At 48.3% G+C, this 14,853-nt stretch carries 14 protein-coding genes; 11 read left to right on the top strand and 3 right to left on the bottom strand.

The genetic code is table 11. From position 1 onward, the window contains the following. Positions 1-6: 6 nt before the first annotated feature. The 7 genes from ACFQ0N_RS26695 to ACFQ0N_RS26665 all read left to right on the top strand — a co-directional run bounded on the left by ACFQ0N_RS26695 (position 7) and on the right by ACFQ0N_RS26665 (position 8,695). A complete protein-coding gene (locus ACFQ0N_RS26695) occupies positions 7-3,351 on the top strand; it encodes an ATP-binding protein (RefSeq protein WP_379332114.1) in 3,345 nt (1,114 codons plus the stop codon). A 135-nt stretch (positions 3,352-3,486) separates the two neighbouring features. Then, positions 3,487-4,224, top strand: coding sequence for a stalk domain-containing protein (locus ACFQ0N_RS26690; protein WP_379332112.1), 738 nt, complete (start codon positions 3,487-3,489; stop codon positions 4,222-4,224). A gap of 566 nt (positions 4,225-4,790) precedes the next feature. Beyond that, the gene (locus ACFQ0N_RS26685; protein ID WP_379332110.1) at positions 4,791-4,934 is read left to right on the top strand and encodes a hypothetical protein; all 144 of its coding nucleotides are present in this window, start codon (positions 4,791-4,793) and stop codon (positions 4,932-4,934) included. Positions 4,935-4,976: 42 nt separating this feature from the next. Then, the gene (locus ACFQ0N_RS26680; RefSeq protein ID WP_379332108.1) at positions 4,977-5,702 is read left to right on the top strand and encodes a Fic family protein; all 726 of its coding nucleotides are present in this window, start codon (positions 4,977-4,979) and stop codon (positions 5,700-5,702) included. 162 nt (positions 5,703-5,864) lie between these two features. Continuing rightward, positions 5,865-6,908 (top strand): Delta(5) desaturase DesA, encoded by a 1,044-nt coding sequence (desA, locus tag ACFQ0N_RS26675; RefSeq protein ID WP_379332105.1) that lies wholly within the window; start codon positions 5,865-5,867, stop codon positions 6,906-6,908. 54 nt (positions 6,909-6,962) lie between these two features. Then, positions 6,963-8,099, top strand: a complete 1,137-nt coding sequence (locus tag ACFQ0N_RS26670; protein ID WP_379332103.1) for a sensor histidine kinase — start codon at positions 6,963-6,965, stop codon at positions 8,097-8,099. Then, positions 8,096-8,695: a response regulator gene (locus ACFQ0N_RS26665; RefSeq protein WP_379332101.1), complete on the top strand. Its 600-nt coding sequence runs from the start codon at positions 8,096-8,098 to the stop codon at positions 8,693-8,695. Before ACFQ0N_RS26670 ends, ACFQ0N_RS26665 begins: the two co-directional genes overlap by 4 nt. A 132-nt stretch (positions 8,696-8,827) precedes the next feature. Here the strand turns inward: ACFQ0N_RS26665 and ACFQ0N_RS26660 are convergent, their stop codons facing one another. Continuing rightward, the gene (locus ACFQ0N_RS26660; protein WP_379332099.1) at positions 8,828-9,436 is read right to left on the bottom strand and encodes a transglutaminase-like domain-containing protein; all 609 of its coding nucleotides are present in this window, start codon (positions 9,434-9,436) and stop codon (positions 8,828-8,830) included. 162 nt (positions 9,437-9,598) lie between these two features. Between ACFQ0N_RS26660 and ACFQ0N_RS26655 the strand changes: the two genes are divergently transcribed. Next, positions 9,599-10,009 carry a hypothetical protein gene (locus ACFQ0N_RS26655; RefSeq protein WP_379332098.1) on the top strand — a complete coding sequence of 137 codons (411 nt, stop codon included), beginning with the start codon at positions 9,599-9,601 and terminating at the stop codon, positions 10,007-10,009. Positions 10,010-10,438: 429 nt separating this feature from the next. Here the strand turns inward: ACFQ0N_RS26655 and ACFQ0N_RS26650 are convergent, their stop codons facing one another. After that, positions 10,439-11,623, bottom strand: coding sequence for a benzoate/H(+) symporter BenE family transporter (locus ACFQ0N_RS26650; protein WP_379332096.1), 1,185 nt, complete (start codon positions 11,621-11,623; stop codon positions 10,439-10,441). A 196-nt stretch (positions 11,624-11,819) separates the two neighbouring features. Here ACFQ0N_RS26650 and ACFQ0N_RS26645 point away from each other — a divergent pair, with 196 nt between their 5' ends. Both ACFQ0N_RS26645 and ACFQ0N_RS26640 read left to right on the top strand, forming a co-directional pair. Further along, entirely contained in the window at positions 11,820-12,695 is an 876-nt protein-coding gene (locus ACFQ0N_RS26645) for a radical SAM/SPASM domain-containing protein (RefSeq protein WP_379332387.1), read from the top strand. A 4-nt stretch (positions 12,696-12,699) separates the two neighbouring features. Then, positions 12,700-13,602, top strand: a complete 903-nt coding sequence (locus ACFQ0N_RS26640) for an ATP-grasp domain-containing protein (RefSeq protein ID WP_379332094.1) — start codon at positions 12,700-12,702, stop codon at positions 13,600-13,602. A 43-nt stretch (positions 13,603-13,645) separates the two neighbouring features. On the opposite strand, the gene ACFQ0N_RS26635 is transcribed toward ACFQ0N_RS26640, so the two are convergent. Next, positions 13,646-14,068, bottom strand: coding sequence for an HD domain-containing protein (locus ACFQ0N_RS26635; protein WP_379332092.1), 423 nt, complete (start codon positions 14,066-14,068; stop codon positions 13,646-13,648). A 364-nt stretch (positions 14,069-14,432) separates the two neighbouring features. Between ACFQ0N_RS26635 and ACFQ0N_RS26630 the strand changes: the two genes are divergently transcribed. Beyond that, a partial coding sequence (locus ACFQ0N_RS26630; RefSeq protein ID WP_379332090.1) for a hypothetical protein occupies positions 14,433-14,853 on the top strand: 421 nt, incomplete at its 3' end.

Raw genomic sequence — 14,853 nt, 5'->3', positions numbered from 1 at the left:
GAGCGCTTGGCAGGATGCAGTTTTCAACTGTTAGGCAGTTTGAAAATCACCTTTGACGACGAAGAGTTCACTGCAGCCATTTCCGGTGGAAAGGCCAAACTGTTAGTGTACTTCGTTCTAGCTTTCGATATGCCGCAAAGCAGGAAGCAAATTGCCTTTGATTTCTGGCCCGATTCCACCGAGAAACAAGCTCTTTCCAATTTGCGAAAACTCCTCCACGATCTGAGACAATCGCTTCCGCAAATCGACCGCTATCTTACAATCACGCCAATATCCATCCAGTTGAATGGCGATCTGCCCTTCTATTCTGATGTTCGCGAATTTGAACAGGCTGCGAAAGGAAAAAACCTCTATGAACTGCGAAAAGCGGAAGAACTGTACAGGGGGGAGCTTCTGCCGGGATATTACGAGGATTGGCTTGGCGCGAAGCGGGAGCTGCTGGCGCAAACCTATTCGAATGTACTTGACAAGCTCATTTCGATTTTGGAAAATCAGCGGGAGTACTCGTCTGCCATATTTTATGCGAGTAAACTTCTGGTCCATGATAAATTACGCGAGGAAACCTACCGCACGCTGATGCGGCTGTATGCCTTAACAAAAGATATGTCAGCTGTAGTCCGAATTTTTCGTCAGTTAAAAAGCACGCTGCAAGATGAGTTGGGGATTGATCCTGCGGATCAAACGTTGCAGCTATTGGAAAGGCTCTCACAGAACGATGGCGAACACCGGGCAACTGACCGCAGCCATACGCAGCTGATCGGCCGAATCTCCGAGTGGAGAATCATGCTGAGTGCCTGGAAGCAGGCAGCGCGCGGCACCAATACCTTGCTGATCTTGAAGGGTGAGGCAGGAATCGGCAAAACCAGATTGGCTCAGGAATTTCAAACATGGGTGGAGAGTCAAGGGGAGCAAACAGCATGGGCCGGCTGTTATCCGTCAGTGAGATCCTTGTCCTACACGCCGGTTACCGTATGGCTCAGAAGCCTCCCTTTGCCGCAGCTCAGTCCGGTCTGGCTGTCGGAATTAACCCGATTGCTTCCAGAGCTGCTGGAACGATACCCCGACTTGCCAAAACCGGGCCCCATTCAGGAAAATTGGCAGCTCAACCAATGGTACGAAGCGATCGAGCGGATGTTGCTGGACAAGCAACCGGTCTTGCTGATCCTTGACGATATTCAGTGGAGCGACACTGAGACGCTGCAGCTCCTTTCCTATATTCTTCGCAGCGATTCCAAAGCCAGACTGCTTGTGATCGCGACGATGAGAACGGAGGGATATCCAGGCGATGCCGTCGAACAGCTTATTTCCGACCTTATGTTGGAACGGAAACTGATCGAAATCGATCTTGCTCCGCTAAGCGAGGAAGAAACGAGATGGCTGATGGCTGCAGCCGTCGGCGACGCTCTGGCGAACCGTCATGCTCCCGGTATACATACAGAAACCGGCGGCAATCCGCTGTTCATTGTGGAAACATTGCGAGAGTGGCAAATGGGCGGCGGCAACGATAGCGGTTTTCGTCTTTCTCCATTAGTGAGCGGCGTCATAGAAAATAAGTTGAGCAAGCTTTCCCCGGATCATCGCCGGCTTGTTTCCGCCATTGCCGCCGTCGGCAGGCCTGTATCGGAAGCGCTGATTGCCATGGTGATGAATATGGAAGAGGAAGCGGTTCTGGAACGAATAGAGTGGCTGGTGCGAGTGAAAATTTTGCAGGAGGCAGGAGACGGGAATTACGATTTTACCCATGACATCATTAGGGAAAACGCGTACAAGCTGAATAATGAGAGCAGACGCCGCCAATGTCACGGGAAAATTGCGCGCAGTCTGGCTGCTTGTCATCACTTGCAGCCTGAAGCCTTTGCCGCGGAAATCGCTTTTCATTACGAGCTTGCAGGCCTAGACAAGGAGGCCGTTGTTTATTACGAAATGGCGGCATCCGCCGCGGAGAAAATATATGCCATTGAAACGCGGATCAAATGTTACAGGAAACTATGCAGCCTGCTGCCTCCTGAGCAAATCTTGCCCTTTCTGATGAAACTCGGCGATGCCTTGATTATCGCGGGAAATTGGAGCGAGGCGGAAAGAACGTATAAACAGTGGTTTGAGCGTTTCGGGTACTCGGTTACGATCAAAGAACGGTCCTTCTGCGACGTTGCGCTAGGGAATTGCTTGCGTCTTCAAGGTAAATATGAGGAAGCGAAGTTCCATTTGGAACGGGCGCTCTATCATTTTAAGCTGATGGAGGACAATGCTGGACTAAGTCTTGTTTATGGCACGCTCGGTAGTATGTATTATTTCAGAGCAGATTATGACCAAGCACTGTATTATTTGTTGGAAAGAATAGAATTGCCCGATGTCGGTAATCGAACCAGGGACGACTGCCGGTTTTTCGGTTTCATAGGATTTTTGTATTATGACCAAGGCGAATACGGCCAAGCGGTTCATTGGTTTAAAAGACAAATCAAGCTCGCCGCAGAGATCCGGGATGAGTATTTTGTCGAAGAAGCAATGGGCGGACTGGCCCTGGTTTATTTCGAATTGGATGATATGAACCTGGCTTTCGATCATATTAGCGAAAAGATAGAGATCAGCAAATCGATCGGGGCCCGGATGGGCTTCGCGACGGCCGTTGGCATGCTGGGCAAGTACTATCATTTGCACGGATCCCGTATGCAAGCTGAACAATGCATTGCCTTTTGTCTTGAAGAAGCGGTCTTGATTAAGGATTGGCATATTGCCGCCGTCGTACTCGGTATAGAAGGATGTAATCTTATGGAGCAGCAGCGGTATGAGGAGGCTGGCCAGATGATCGGACGCTCGATCGGGCTGGCAAAGCAGCATCATATTTCTTTCTTCGAATGCGACGGGCTTTATTTCATGAGCTTGCTGAGGCAGCGGCAGAATCAATACGAAAATGCTGTGGAGGCCGCTGAAGAAGCGCTGCAGATTGCCGAGCGGCTCAAACGAAGAGACATGCAGGCGGGCCTTCTGGTGCTGCTGTTGCAGTTGAAGACAGATTTAAGGTGGATAACTCCTGTCGAAGCTGCGGACCAGTTGGAACAGATGCTGGAACAATATCCCGGTCAACAAGAACGGGCTGCCATTCGCTTCACGATGTGGAAGCTGAACCCCCAATCTCCCGAACATCGGGCCGCGGCGCTTCTGTTGAACGAAGAGCTCTACTGCAGGTCGGGCAAAGAACAATATCTCATTCGCTGCCGTGAAATGAACGCTGCAATAGATGCCGCCGCGGCTCGTCAGATGCCGCCGCTTGCAGCCCAAGTCGTACAAAACAAAAAGATACCCGCAAATATTTTGGCGGAAATCGATCTTTCTCTGAACCGCTCAGATTGAAACGCTTTTGAAGCGCTCCCTTCTTTAGGATGAATCTATATCTAAAGGAGGGATTTTTTTATCAAACAAATACAGCTACCAGCAGTTGTTCATTACATTACGGAAGGGTGACTTTCAGTGAAGAGCTTTTTGAAGATGAAAACAGTGAAGATTCTTTTAATTGTCGGCGCTATCATTGCCAGCTCGTTTGGATCCGCTTATGCGGCGGTCAATTTAGAGCCGGTCAATGCTTTTTTTAATCGTGGCGTATCGTTTGTGTTAAACGGCGAGCTTTGGCAGCCCAAGGACCAAGCCGGAAAACCGCTGGCAGCTATTTTTTATAAAAATAACACCTATTTGCCGGCCCGCGCTTTGGCAGAGGCGCTAAAAGTACCGGTCAATTATGATGCAGCCAGTCAAAAAATTTACATCGGAGGAAAACCTGGAGAAAAAACGCCGATTTTCGCCATGCCGATGGAGATTGACAACATTTACGCCATTCTGTCAAAAGATCCTAAGGAAACTCTGGTGAACGGGAAACAAGTCAAACAAGTGTTAAAGATCGACCAATATGGCGATGTGATCTTTACCCTTGACCGCAAATTCAAGCGGCTGGTTTTGGATGCCGCTGTCATCAGCCCCGGCGAGCATGAAGTGGAATTTTCGCTTTATAACGCGGCAGATACTGCGGGAAATACCGCCAATACCGTATTGGAAATGCAAACGGTTAGTCCGGAAGACGATGTGAAGCAGCTGATCTTTAATGTAGAGGGTCTGGAAAAAATCAAAATCCATGTACAAAGCCATAATTTGAATCCTTATATTTATGCGCGGATTTTAGATACTTCCTATTTTGATAACGGCGATTATGCCGCTAATGATGGTTTGAAATAAAATAAAAGGAAGAAGGAAGCATGAGCGCGAGAGCGCTATGCTTCTTTTTTTGACGCCAGAAAGTTTAGGTTCGCGAAAGCAATATACAAGAAAAATTTCCGCTTAAAGGCGGTCTGGCTTTCTTGGAGGCCATCGAGAGGATTGGCGGATGAACGAACGCTAACGGATGCCACGGCCGCTATTTTCGAAAATTCGATCGATTTGAAATTGTAACGGAACTGTGCGCCGCTATTTGATGATTAGGAGCACGATTTCGCCCAAAAGCGTCCCATTAAGATCGCTCATATCCGTTAGATTTCAAAAAGGAAGGGAATTGGCGAAATAGAGTCTGTAGCTTCCGTTAGATGAAATCGCTTTGCAGGTTACCCTCCTTCAGAGCTTTAGCCCCCAACCTCCAGCGAGCATGGAAATGCCTATTAGAAGAAAAAACTTGGCGATAGTACGAAGGACGGCACCAGCCGTTTTTTCTCAAAATCGATTATGCGATTGGCACCGTTGTCAGGCATCTTGTCGACGAATCGCGTGATGAGTCGATCAGTGCCGATCCGCATGATAAGCGGGAGCTTATGATCAATGTCTGGTATCCTGTTTTTCAGGAAGAAGCGAAAGGGAAGCCGATTGAGCATTATCCATCTGAACTGGGAGAAGCGATCAGCTTAGTGTTTGCGCACTCTTCGCGAGTGAGTGAAGCGGATACCTTTATGCTATAATATGGTTATGTAGCGCGGACACTTCAAAAGGAGTGCGAACCTATGGCCGAGAGATTATTAAAGCTGTTGCAGGAAGAAAAAGAAATGAAACTTAAGGGCGGTCTGTATCACCAGACGCAAATTAAGCTTGCTTTTAATTCCAACCGCATTGAAGGCAGCCGTTTGTCTGAGGAGCAGACGCGATATATTTATGAAACCAATACGATCAACATGGAACCGGATGAGGCAGCCAATGTAGACGATATTATTGAAACTATCAATCACTTCTCTTGTTTCGATTATATGCTTACGTATGCTGACGAAGAGCTGACCGAGGAGATGATCAAGGAATTTCATCGGCTACTAAAAAGAAATACCTCGGATGAAAGGAAAGAATGGTTCCGCGTTGGTGATTATAAGACAAGACCGAATGTAGTCGGAGAAATGACCACGACAGCTCCATCCAAGGTCAGCAGTGAAATGGCAAGTCTGCTCGCTTCCTACAATCAAAAAAGAGAAATTAAATTCGAGGATCTTATCGGTTTTCATTACATATTTGAAAGCATTCATCCTTTTCAAGATGGAAATGGCCGTGTCGGAAGAGTCATCATGTTTAAGGAATGTCTGAAAAACAATATTCTTCCCTTTATTATTGGCCATGAGCATAAGTTTTATTATTACCGTGGGTTAAAGGAATATAAATCGGAAAAAGGATATTTAATCGATAGGTGTCTCTCTGCGCAAGACAACTATGAAAAGCTTGTGGCATATTTCTTTTCGAATGAATAATTCGGATGGAAACCCTCCACCCATATGACAAATGTCATATGGGCTATTGACGTTTGTAACTATGACAAAGTTATCCGGGCATCTATACTTAGAATTAGGATAAAAATCGCAAATTTCGACAGTTCAACTAGCCGCGCGTCAATTGAGGAGGAAGCACCGCAAATGGATCAGCAAAACATCACGCAGTTAAAGAAAAGTATGGCCCCTTTCGAAAATATCGACGAAAAATCAAGCATTCGCCAGTTAATCAATACATTGCTGCCATTAGCAGCGTTTTGGTATGGCGCCTATTTGAGTCTATCTGTATCGTATTGGTTAACGCTCCCGATTCTGGTCATTGCTGCCGGGTTTATGGTGAGGGCCTTTATTTTGTTTCATGATTGCTGTCACCAATCGTTTTTCAAGAGCCGTAAAGCGAATGATGTACTCGGCACGATACTGGGGGCTGTGACGCTAGTTCCGTATCAGCAATGGAAAAATTCGCATTCGATCCATCACTCCACAAGCGGGAACCTTGATAAACGCGGAATCGGCGATTTACGGATTATGACGGTCGATGAGTATGCGGCGGCTTCTTTTTGGCAACGTCTAGGCTACCGATTTTACCGGAATCCGTTGGTCATGTTTGGGCTGGGGCCATTCGGCGTGTTTTTGATTGCTTACCGTTTCAATAGAAGGGGCGCGCGGCGGAAGGAACGATTGAATACGTATTTAACGAATGCGCTCATTGCCGGCATTTATGCATTGCTGATTTGGGCGATCGGCTGGCAGGCGTTTCTGATGATTCAAGGGCCGATTTTCTTCATGTCTGGCAGTCTTGGCATTTGGCTGTTTTATGTACAGCATCAATTTGAGGATTCTTATTTTGAGCATCAGGATGAGTGGAGCTATGTGAAAGCGGCGGTTGAAGGAAGCTCCTATTATAAGCTGCCGAGGCTTTTTCAATGGATAACAGGCAATATCGGCTTTCACCATGTGCATCATCTTAGCCCGAAGGTACCGAATTACAATTTGGAAAAGGCGCATGATTCCTCGGCTCCGCTGCAGAAGGCGACGACGATTACGATTGGGGAAAGCTTGAAGTCGCTTCGTTTTCGGCTGTGGGATGAGGAGGGCAAAAGGTTCATTAGCTTCAAGGAGATGAAGCTGATGAAGCGGCAGACGTCTGCGGCTGGTGTTCTAAAAGCTGCCAGAAGAGCGAGCTGACGTACAATCTGTTATAATAGTTGAGTATATATACGAGGAATAGGATGAGGGAAGATGAAGAAATGGCACCATATTTTTCACAAAAGCACGGGACTTAGCCCGTATGTATGGGTCGTGTTTCTTATCCTCCCTTTTTATTTTATATTTCGCTCGTCCTCACCGTATGCGGTCGTCATCGGCATCTTTATGATTCTGATGTTTTTTGTTTGTTATGTGCTGTCCTTTGTTTCGAAAGGATGGCTCGTTTATTTTTGGACGGGCGTGCAGATTGTCATTTCAATTGCGATGACTTTGCTGTTCAGCTATGTTTATTTTGCCTTGTTCCTGGCCTTCTTTATTGGCAGTATTCAGAACCGGATTGGCTTTTTTACGCTGTATACGGTTCATTTGTGCACGACGATTGTGGCGATCAATTTTGGGCTGGTCACCCGGGACCCGATGGTGATTACGCAGCTTCCTTTTGTGCTGGTCAGTCTGATTGGCGTTATTCTGCTGCCTGTTACGACCTATAACCGCAATAAGCGGGAGAAGCTTCAGGATCAATTGGAGGATGCGAATAAAAAAATATCCGAATTGGTGAAGCTGGAGGAGCGGCAGCGAATCGCCCGCGACCTGCACGATACGCTAGGCCAGAAGCTGACCTTGATCGGTCTGAAAAGCGATTTGGCAGGCAAATTAATGAGTAAAAATCCGGCCCAGGCACAGGAGGAAATCAATGATGTGCGGCAAACGGCCAGAATCGCCTTGAAGGAGGTGCGCGATCTCGTCAAGAAGATGCGGGGCACGCGCTTAGAGGATGAAATGTTTCGGATTACGCAAATTTTACAGGCGGCGGAAATTGAGCTTATTTTGGAGGGCGAAACGGGCCTGGCCGGCACTTCTCTAATGGCGGAAAATGTGCTTAGTATGTGCCTGAAGGAAGCGGTAACGAATGTGGTCAAGCATAGCGGCGCGACGGTCTGCCGGATTCGCATCGAGCCATCGGCTACAGAGCTTGCAGTCAGCGTAGAGGACAACGGCGTAGGCATTGCTGAAAAGGCAGGATGTTTCAAAGGCAATGGGCTTAGCGGCATCAGAGAACGGCTGGAGTTCGTAAACGGGACAATCGAAATTACAGGAAATGCCGGGACGAGGGTCGTGTTTCGCGTGCCCATCGTCGTAAGGCAACCGGAGAAGGAGGTGGAGATATGATTCGCATCGTAATTGCGGAGGATCAGCGGATGCTGCTTGGCGCACTGGCCTCTGTGCTTGATTTGGAGGATGATATGCAGGTTGTCGGCAAAGCAACCAACGGCGAGGATGCGGTCAAGCTGGTTCAGCTTCACAAGCCGGATATATGCATCATGGATATTGAGATGCCGGGTATGAACGGGCTGGAGGCGGCTGAGATGCTGAAGGGGACAGGCTGCAAGGTGATGATTTTGACCACGTTTGCCAGAACGGGTTATTTTGAGCGGGCGATCAAGTCGGGCGCTAGCGGCTATTTGCTGAAGGACAGCCCCAGTGAGGAACTGGCCGACTCGATTCGCAGCATTATGGCCGGCCGCCGCATCTATGCAGCGGAGCTTGTCGATGAAGCATACGGGCACGACAATCCGCTGACGGAGCGGGAGAAGGAAGTGCTGCTGCTGATTGCCGACGGGAAAAATACGAAGGATATTGCGAGCAAGCTGCATCTGACGAATGGAACGGTGCGCAATTATGTCTCGATCATTCTCGATAAGCTCGGTGTCAGCAATCGGGTTGAGGCGATTACCCGGTTTAAGGAGAAGGGCTGGTTCAAGTAAGTAAGATAGGGACTGCTTTTAGGTGAGTATTGCTTGCCTGGGGCGGTCCCTTTGTTCACTAAAGTCTCCGGGCTCGTCCAGCAGAAGCAGGGGCGGCGTGCCGCCCTTGTCCCAGCCGCGGTGCAGGAACTGCTACAGCTCTGCAGGAAGCTTGTGCAGATACATCGTCAGACAGTCTGAATTTTGCAGCAGGGCAGAGATTGTTTTCGGGTGCGGCGCGGCATAAATGACCGGATAGTCTATCTCCTCATACATTTCGCGTACTGGAAAGGCAAGCTTTTCTTCAGCGAGCGAAAATTGCGCATCCACTCCAGGCTTATTGCCGCGCGCATCGACCCGGATCCATCTGCCGATAGCCCGTAAATAGACGGCATTTAACGCATGGACCACATAGCCGGTGTCGGGTGTATCTCCTAATGTAAGGCGCTGGTAGCAAAAGCCCGCCGGGATTCCTTTTCCTCTTACGATCGCACATAATAGATTCGATTTGGCATAGCAGATGCCTTCTTTGAATTGCAGGACGTCAGATGCTTTGCATGTAATGCGCGGGCTTTGGATATCCCAGGAGTGTGCGATGCTGTCACGTACAAATTCGAAAGCGGACCGCACAAATTCAATTTCATCGGTTGACTGGTTATATAATTGCTCGGCCAGATCCTTGATCGACCAATGGTCATAGTCGACAATGTCCGACACTGCCAAATAATCTTGCAAAGAGCTTGATTCGCATGTGAAATTCAAAGGATCACCCTCTAGTTATTTTTTTGTTGAACAGGAACATTTGTTTGTGTTTTTGTTTTGATTTGTGATATAGTTCTCTTACAGACTAATTATGGCATTTCCTTGAGGAAAGATACAATGATTCTATAAATCTATCATCTTCAGAGAATTGAGGAGAGAATAATGAGCTATGATTTAATGGTTTTTGAAGAGAAGGCAGCACCCAAGGACAAGAACAGTTTTATGGATTGGTATAAGCACCAGACAGAATGGACGGAGGAGCATAGCTATGATGATCCGGCGGTATCGTCAGCGGCCTTAAGAAATTGGTTTATGGACATCAAAGCAGCGTTCCCGCCGATGAATGGGCCGTTCGCGCTGTCTGACGATGAGTTCGACGAGCTGGGCGATGATGAAGTTAAGGTGACGGATTACTCGATCGGCCGGGATGCCATTTATGCGGCTTTTGCCTGGTCATGTGCCGAGGAAGCCTATGAGATGGTAAAACAGCTGGCTAAAAAGCATCGAGTAGGTTTCTTTGATGCAAGCGGAGATGGCGACATCTTTTTGCCGGATGGAAGTGAAATGGCGTGACTAAAAATCCCTTCTCAAATTGTCTAATACGGACGTGAGTTGAGAAGGGGTTATTGCATTTTCTTGAGCGGTGCCCTGATTCTTAGGAATAAAGATGATGACTAGATGCATTTCATGCAGTTAATTCTTCTGCAGGGGCGAAAAAATGAAACCTAAAGGCAAAAACTACAGCTAGTTTATGCCAAAAAGGACGATATGGCTAGAAATCATCCATTTTAAATGCAGTTTTTGCAGTTAGTCTCGTCCATTCGGGCAATTCACTTGAATCTACCTGTATGAAATACAGTTAAGCATCATCAGAGGATTGAAGATAGCACCAGCATCGGGCAATTTTCAGGGTGGTTCGTCAGCAAGGGGTCGTCCAGGCGTTTTTTGACCTTGAATCCTTGTCCTGGAGGAAACCTGGAAAGCGTCGTCAACCGTTTCTGCTCATCCTGCACTGTTCAAGGTGTTTTGCGGCGCCTGCTGTACGCTGTTTCCTTCCTTTAGCAGCTTGGCGGCAATTGTCCCAATCAGCAAAGACCATACCGCCGATGATATGCCGAAAAAGGATACATTCGAAATCGAAATGACAAAGGCGAACAGGATCGAGTATTTATAGCTCGTCTCCTTGAACGCAGCTTGCAAGCTGCCGAGCAAGACGCCTACGAGGGAAAATCCTGTCAGCATCGCAATGAAATAATCCGGCAGCAACTGAATAATTGCGATAAACTTCCAGGCGAAAAAGCCAAAGGCCATCACCAGCACGCTGGAAACGACGGCAGCTTTATAGCGTCCCGGCTTGTCTCCTGCTTCCTCGCTGCTGCATAAAGCAGTCATCATCCCGCCAATATTAATGGCTTGTCCACCGAACAAACCTGCGAACGCTGTACCAAGTCCCGATGCGGCAACAGCCTTGTTAGCTGGCGGCTCAAAGCCGTTTTTCTTAAGCGCTGCCAGCGCTACGGCCAGATCATTGCTGAGGACAAGTACGGCCAGAGGCAGAGCCAGGGAGAAAAAGCCTGTTACAGAGAACGATGGCATGACGAGCTGCGGGAGGCTGAAGGCGGTCGGCGCAATCGCCGGAAACTTGTGAACGATTAACAGCCCTGCCAGGCCAAACAGGAGCACGCCAAGTAACGGCGGCAGCGCCTTGGACAGCTTAGGAGCGATAAAAAAGCCCAGTATGGACAGCGCGGCGACTAATGGAGCCTCTTGAAACACTGGAACAATATCAGCTACATAGTGCAGGATCAAGCCTGCCAGCATCGCATCAATAAGCGGTCTTGGAATGAGCTCCAACAGCTTATGGAACACGCCAGTGAAGCCAAGCAGAGCAACAAGAGCGCCAGCCATGATGTAGCTTCCCGCCAGCTGCGGCAATGAGGCTTGCGCGGCGCTTGTGCTCAAAAAAGCCGCAGCCGTAATCGAATGCGCACCCGCAAACGGTATTTTATATTTAAGAGCAAGCCATAAATTCATCGCCCCGCCAACCACATACACAATAAACAGCCATGAGATTAATGCTGCGGACGAAAAACCGAATCTTTCTGAAGCGGTAATGATCATAATGGCTCCGCCCGTGCAAGCCATCAAAGCCGATAATATACCTGTTGATATCTGTTGTGCGTTCATCTGCTTATACCTTCTATCGCCTGTTTCTATTGGCTCAACCGGAGCCATCCATATAGTATATCGAAGATAACGGCCAATGAATAGAGCCGCTTATTGGGAGAAGGGCTCAGCCAATTTCCGCCTGCTGCTTCAAGTCCGGTATGATTTGCGGTATGATCAAGGTAACATTACGCGAGCACCGAATGGAGACAAGGCCTTGAAAACATTCAAAAAAGTTTATATCGAAATTACGAGCATCTGCAATTTGGCTTGCAGCTTTTGCCCGCCAACGGAACGCAAGGCTAATTTCATTAAAGTCGAGGATTTTGCCAAGCGGCTCGATGAGATCAAGCCGCATACCAGCTTTATTTATTTGCATGTGAAAGGCGAGCCGCTTATGCATCCGAAAATTGACCAGTTGCTGGACATTAGCCATGAGAAGGGCTTTAAGGTCAATATTACGACCAACGGCACATTGATTGCGAAAAACCGGCACAAACTGCTGGGCAAGCCTGCCTTGCGGCAGATGAATTTCTCGCTGCACAGCTTTGACGGCCATGAAGGCTCGACGGATCGCGAAGGCTACTTGCGAGAAATTCTTTCCTTTGTTCGCGAGGCGGAGCAATATAAAGTTATTTTTTCGTTCCGGCTGTGGAATTTGACGCAGGACAACATCACGAATTTGCAAAGGAGCCGCAACCGCCAGACGCTGGAAATTATCGAGAAGGAGTTTGGCCTGGATTACAAGATTGAGGAAAAGGTCATGCCGGGCAGCGGTGTGAAGATTGCCGACTGCGTCTATTTGAATCAGGATTATGAATTTCAGTGGCCGAGCTTGACGGCGCCTGCTGATGATGGCAAAGGGTTCTGCTATGCGCTGCGCAGCCAGGCGGCCATCCTCACAAACGGAACAGTGGTGCCGTGCTGCCTGGATGGGGAAGGTGTAATCAATCTGGGCAATGTTAACCAGACCTCTTTCACCGATATTGTCGATGGCGAGCGGGCGAACAATCTCGTCGATGGCTTTTCGCGCAGGGAAGCGGTCGAGGAGCTGTGCCGCAGATGCGGGTATCGCCAGCGGTTTGGAGCGTGAGCGGATGAGAGTATTATTTTGTGCCGATCCATTAAATGAAAAACGGGTTGATCCGGATTATGAGCTTGAATATATCAAGGCGAAGGAATTGGGCGTCACTGCAGAGCTTGTATCGCTAGAGCATCTTTTTGAGGGGAATTGTACAAAAGCAGTCAAGCTGATCCCGCCCGCGGAAGCGATGGAAACGATCGTCTACCGGGGATGGATGATGAAGCCGGAGCAGTACAAGCGGCTCTATGATACATTGAAGCTTAGAAATCTGTTTCTGATCAATACGCCTGAGCAATATATGAACGGGCATTATTTTCCTAATTCCTACGAAGCGATCCGGTCTGTAACGCCATTGAGTATTTGGCTGGATAAGCAGTCTATTGAGGAGTCCTGGGGAAAAGTTCAGGAGCTGCTGCTAATTTTCGGCAATAAGCCGATTATCATAAAAGATTATGTCAAGTCGCGCAAGCATGAGTGGGAAGAAGCTTGCTACATTCCGGATGCATCGGATAGAAGACATGTGCAGCATGTAGTCGGAAATTTGCTTGAACGGCAGGGAGCGGAGCTTAGTGGCGGTGTCGTCTTCCGCGAATTTGTCGAGCTTGAGCAGTTGTTGAATCATCCAAAGAGCGGGATGCCACTATCGAATGAGTTTAGATTGTTTTTTTTGAATCACAATCTGCTGCTTAGTACCGAATATTGGGATGAAGTATCATATGCTCAGGAAATGCCGCGCCTGGAACCGTTTGTGGAAGTGGCCCAAGGAATAGACAGCAGGTTCTTTACAGTCGATATCGCGAAGACAAGAAAGGGAGACTGGGTCGTGATCGAGGTTGGCGACGGCCAGGTGTCGGGGCTTCCGGGTCATACGAATATCGAAGCGTTTTACCGGTCGTTACAGGCTCTATTGGTCTGAAAGCTGTACTGCGGAGGCCGCGGCGGCGACTTTGGCCGGCTGTTTAATTTTGTTCCAATATTTCTAGCGATCTTCTGTACTTTTCTATCCGCGCTCTGTCTTTTTCCTCAGGATCGGCAATGCGGGAGAGGTCGGAGTTGTCCTGAAGATCCAGTATCTTCACACGTCTTGCCAAGTCATTCCCGCGAATCCGTTCGATGAATTGCTCATAGGATTCATCCGGCTGTCTTGACAGACAGTCTACGGCTGTCACAATATTTTCGCTGAAGCCGGCGCTGCGAAGCTCTTCGAGCGTTACGGGCGTATCTTCGACAATATCGTGCAGGAGGGCGACCATCCGCTCCTCATCGGTGGAAGCTTGCAGCATGAGCCGAACGGGATGCAGGATATATGGGTTGCCGCCCTTGTCGGTCTGGCCGTCGTGGTATTGGGCTGCCAGGATCAGCGCTTTGGTCAGTGTGGACATTGTGAATCCCTCCAATAAATCAGTGCTTGACGCCAAGAGGCATGCGGAACGATGGAGCCAGTTGAGTCCAGTTCATTGCGCAGTAACCTTGAAAGATTCACGGTAGTACGCTTACCTTGCCAAAGGAACCGGAGCAGACGTCGAAGCCGCGTTTCAAACTCTATTTTACACGACTTAACTTTTTATCAAATACAGACGAGAAGACTCCTTCCTCAAAGCGGAAGCTTAGGTAGGAGATGAATCGTCTTCGGACAAGGGTGGCAATTTTGCCATCTCAATTGTCCGACATGATTGTAAAGCAGTTTCTTTCCTATTTGAAATCGAACTGGTGTTCTGATATGATGGTAGATATGGGGGATTGGAGATGAGTATGAATACGATCACAATCAAACTTCCTTTGTATCGGCCAACATTGGTGAAACAAGACATGTATAAAACGATGCGTTCCCACTTCTCACAAGCTAGCAATCAAGCCCTTCTATACCTACAGGAGTCCCCACTACGCAACGCAACAGAGTTGGATCGCCTGCTTCGTTCCATACCTTTACCATCAACACTACTTCAAGAAGCAAGAAAACTTGCTGTAAGCCGGTATCAGGATTGGAGGAAGCATGCCAACACCAAGGGTTTTCCTTCCTTTGGAACAAACATCTCGATCCTGTTTGACAATCAGAACTGGCGGCTCCGTTTCGATCAAGGACACCTGAAAATTGGCATCCCCACCATCGAAGGGCATTTAACCATCGATAAATATGTGCCTGCCAGCGTCAACGATTATGCTTTGT

Origin of the sequence: Paenibacillus sp. GCM10027626 (assembly GCF_042676285.1) — a bacterium.
Classification (GTDB): domain Bacteria; phylum Bacillota; class Bacilli; order Paenibacillales; family Paenibacillaceae; genus Paenibacillus_Z.
The sequence above is the reverse complement of the archived record's forward strand: the minus strand, read 5'-3'. Positions and strand labels throughout refer to the sequence as shown.

Excerpts from the sequence above, each read along its gene's own strand:
- desA (WP_379332105.1), top strand. The coding sequence starts at position 5,865 with ATGGATCAGCAAAACATCACGCAGTTAAAGAAAAGTATGGCCCCTTTC.
- ACFQ0N_RS26685 (WP_379332110.1), top strand. The coding sequence starts at position 4,791 with ATGATCAATGTCTGGTATCCTGTTTTTCAGGAAGAAGCGAAAGGGAAG.
- ACFQ0N_RS26640 (WP_379332094.1), top strand. The coding sequence starts at position 12,700 with ATGAGAGTATTATTTTGTGCCGATCCATTAAATGAAAAACGGGTTGAT.
- ACFQ0N_RS26670 (WP_379332103.1), top strand. The coding sequence starts at position 6,963 with ATGAAGAAATGGCACCATATTTTTCACAAAAGCACGGGACTTAGCCCG.
- ACFQ0N_RS26665 (WP_379332101.1), top strand. The coding sequence starts at position 8,096 with ATGATTCGCATCGTAATTGCGGAGGATCAGCGGATGCTGCTTGGCGCA.
- ACFQ0N_RS26650 (WP_379332096.1), bottom strand. The coding sequence starts at position 11,623 with ATGAACGCACAACAGATATCAACAGGTATATTATCGGCTTTGATGGCT.
- ACFQ0N_RS26635 (WP_379332092.1), bottom strand. The coding sequence starts at position 14,068 with ATGTCCACACTGACCAAAGCGCTGATCCTGGCAGCCCAATACCACGAC.
- ACFQ0N_RS26680 (WP_379332108.1), top strand. The coding sequence starts at position 4,977 with ATGGCCGAGAGATTATTAAAGCTGTTGCAGGAAGAAAAAGAAATGAAA.
- ACFQ0N_RS26655 (WP_379332098.1), top strand. The coding sequence starts at position 9,599 with ATGAGCTATGATTTAATGGTTTTTGAAGAGAAGGCAGCACCCAAGGAC.
- ACFQ0N_RS26690 (WP_379332112.1), top strand. The coding sequence starts at position 3,487 with ATGAAAACAGTGAAGATTCTTTTAATTGTCGGCGCTATCATTGCCAGC.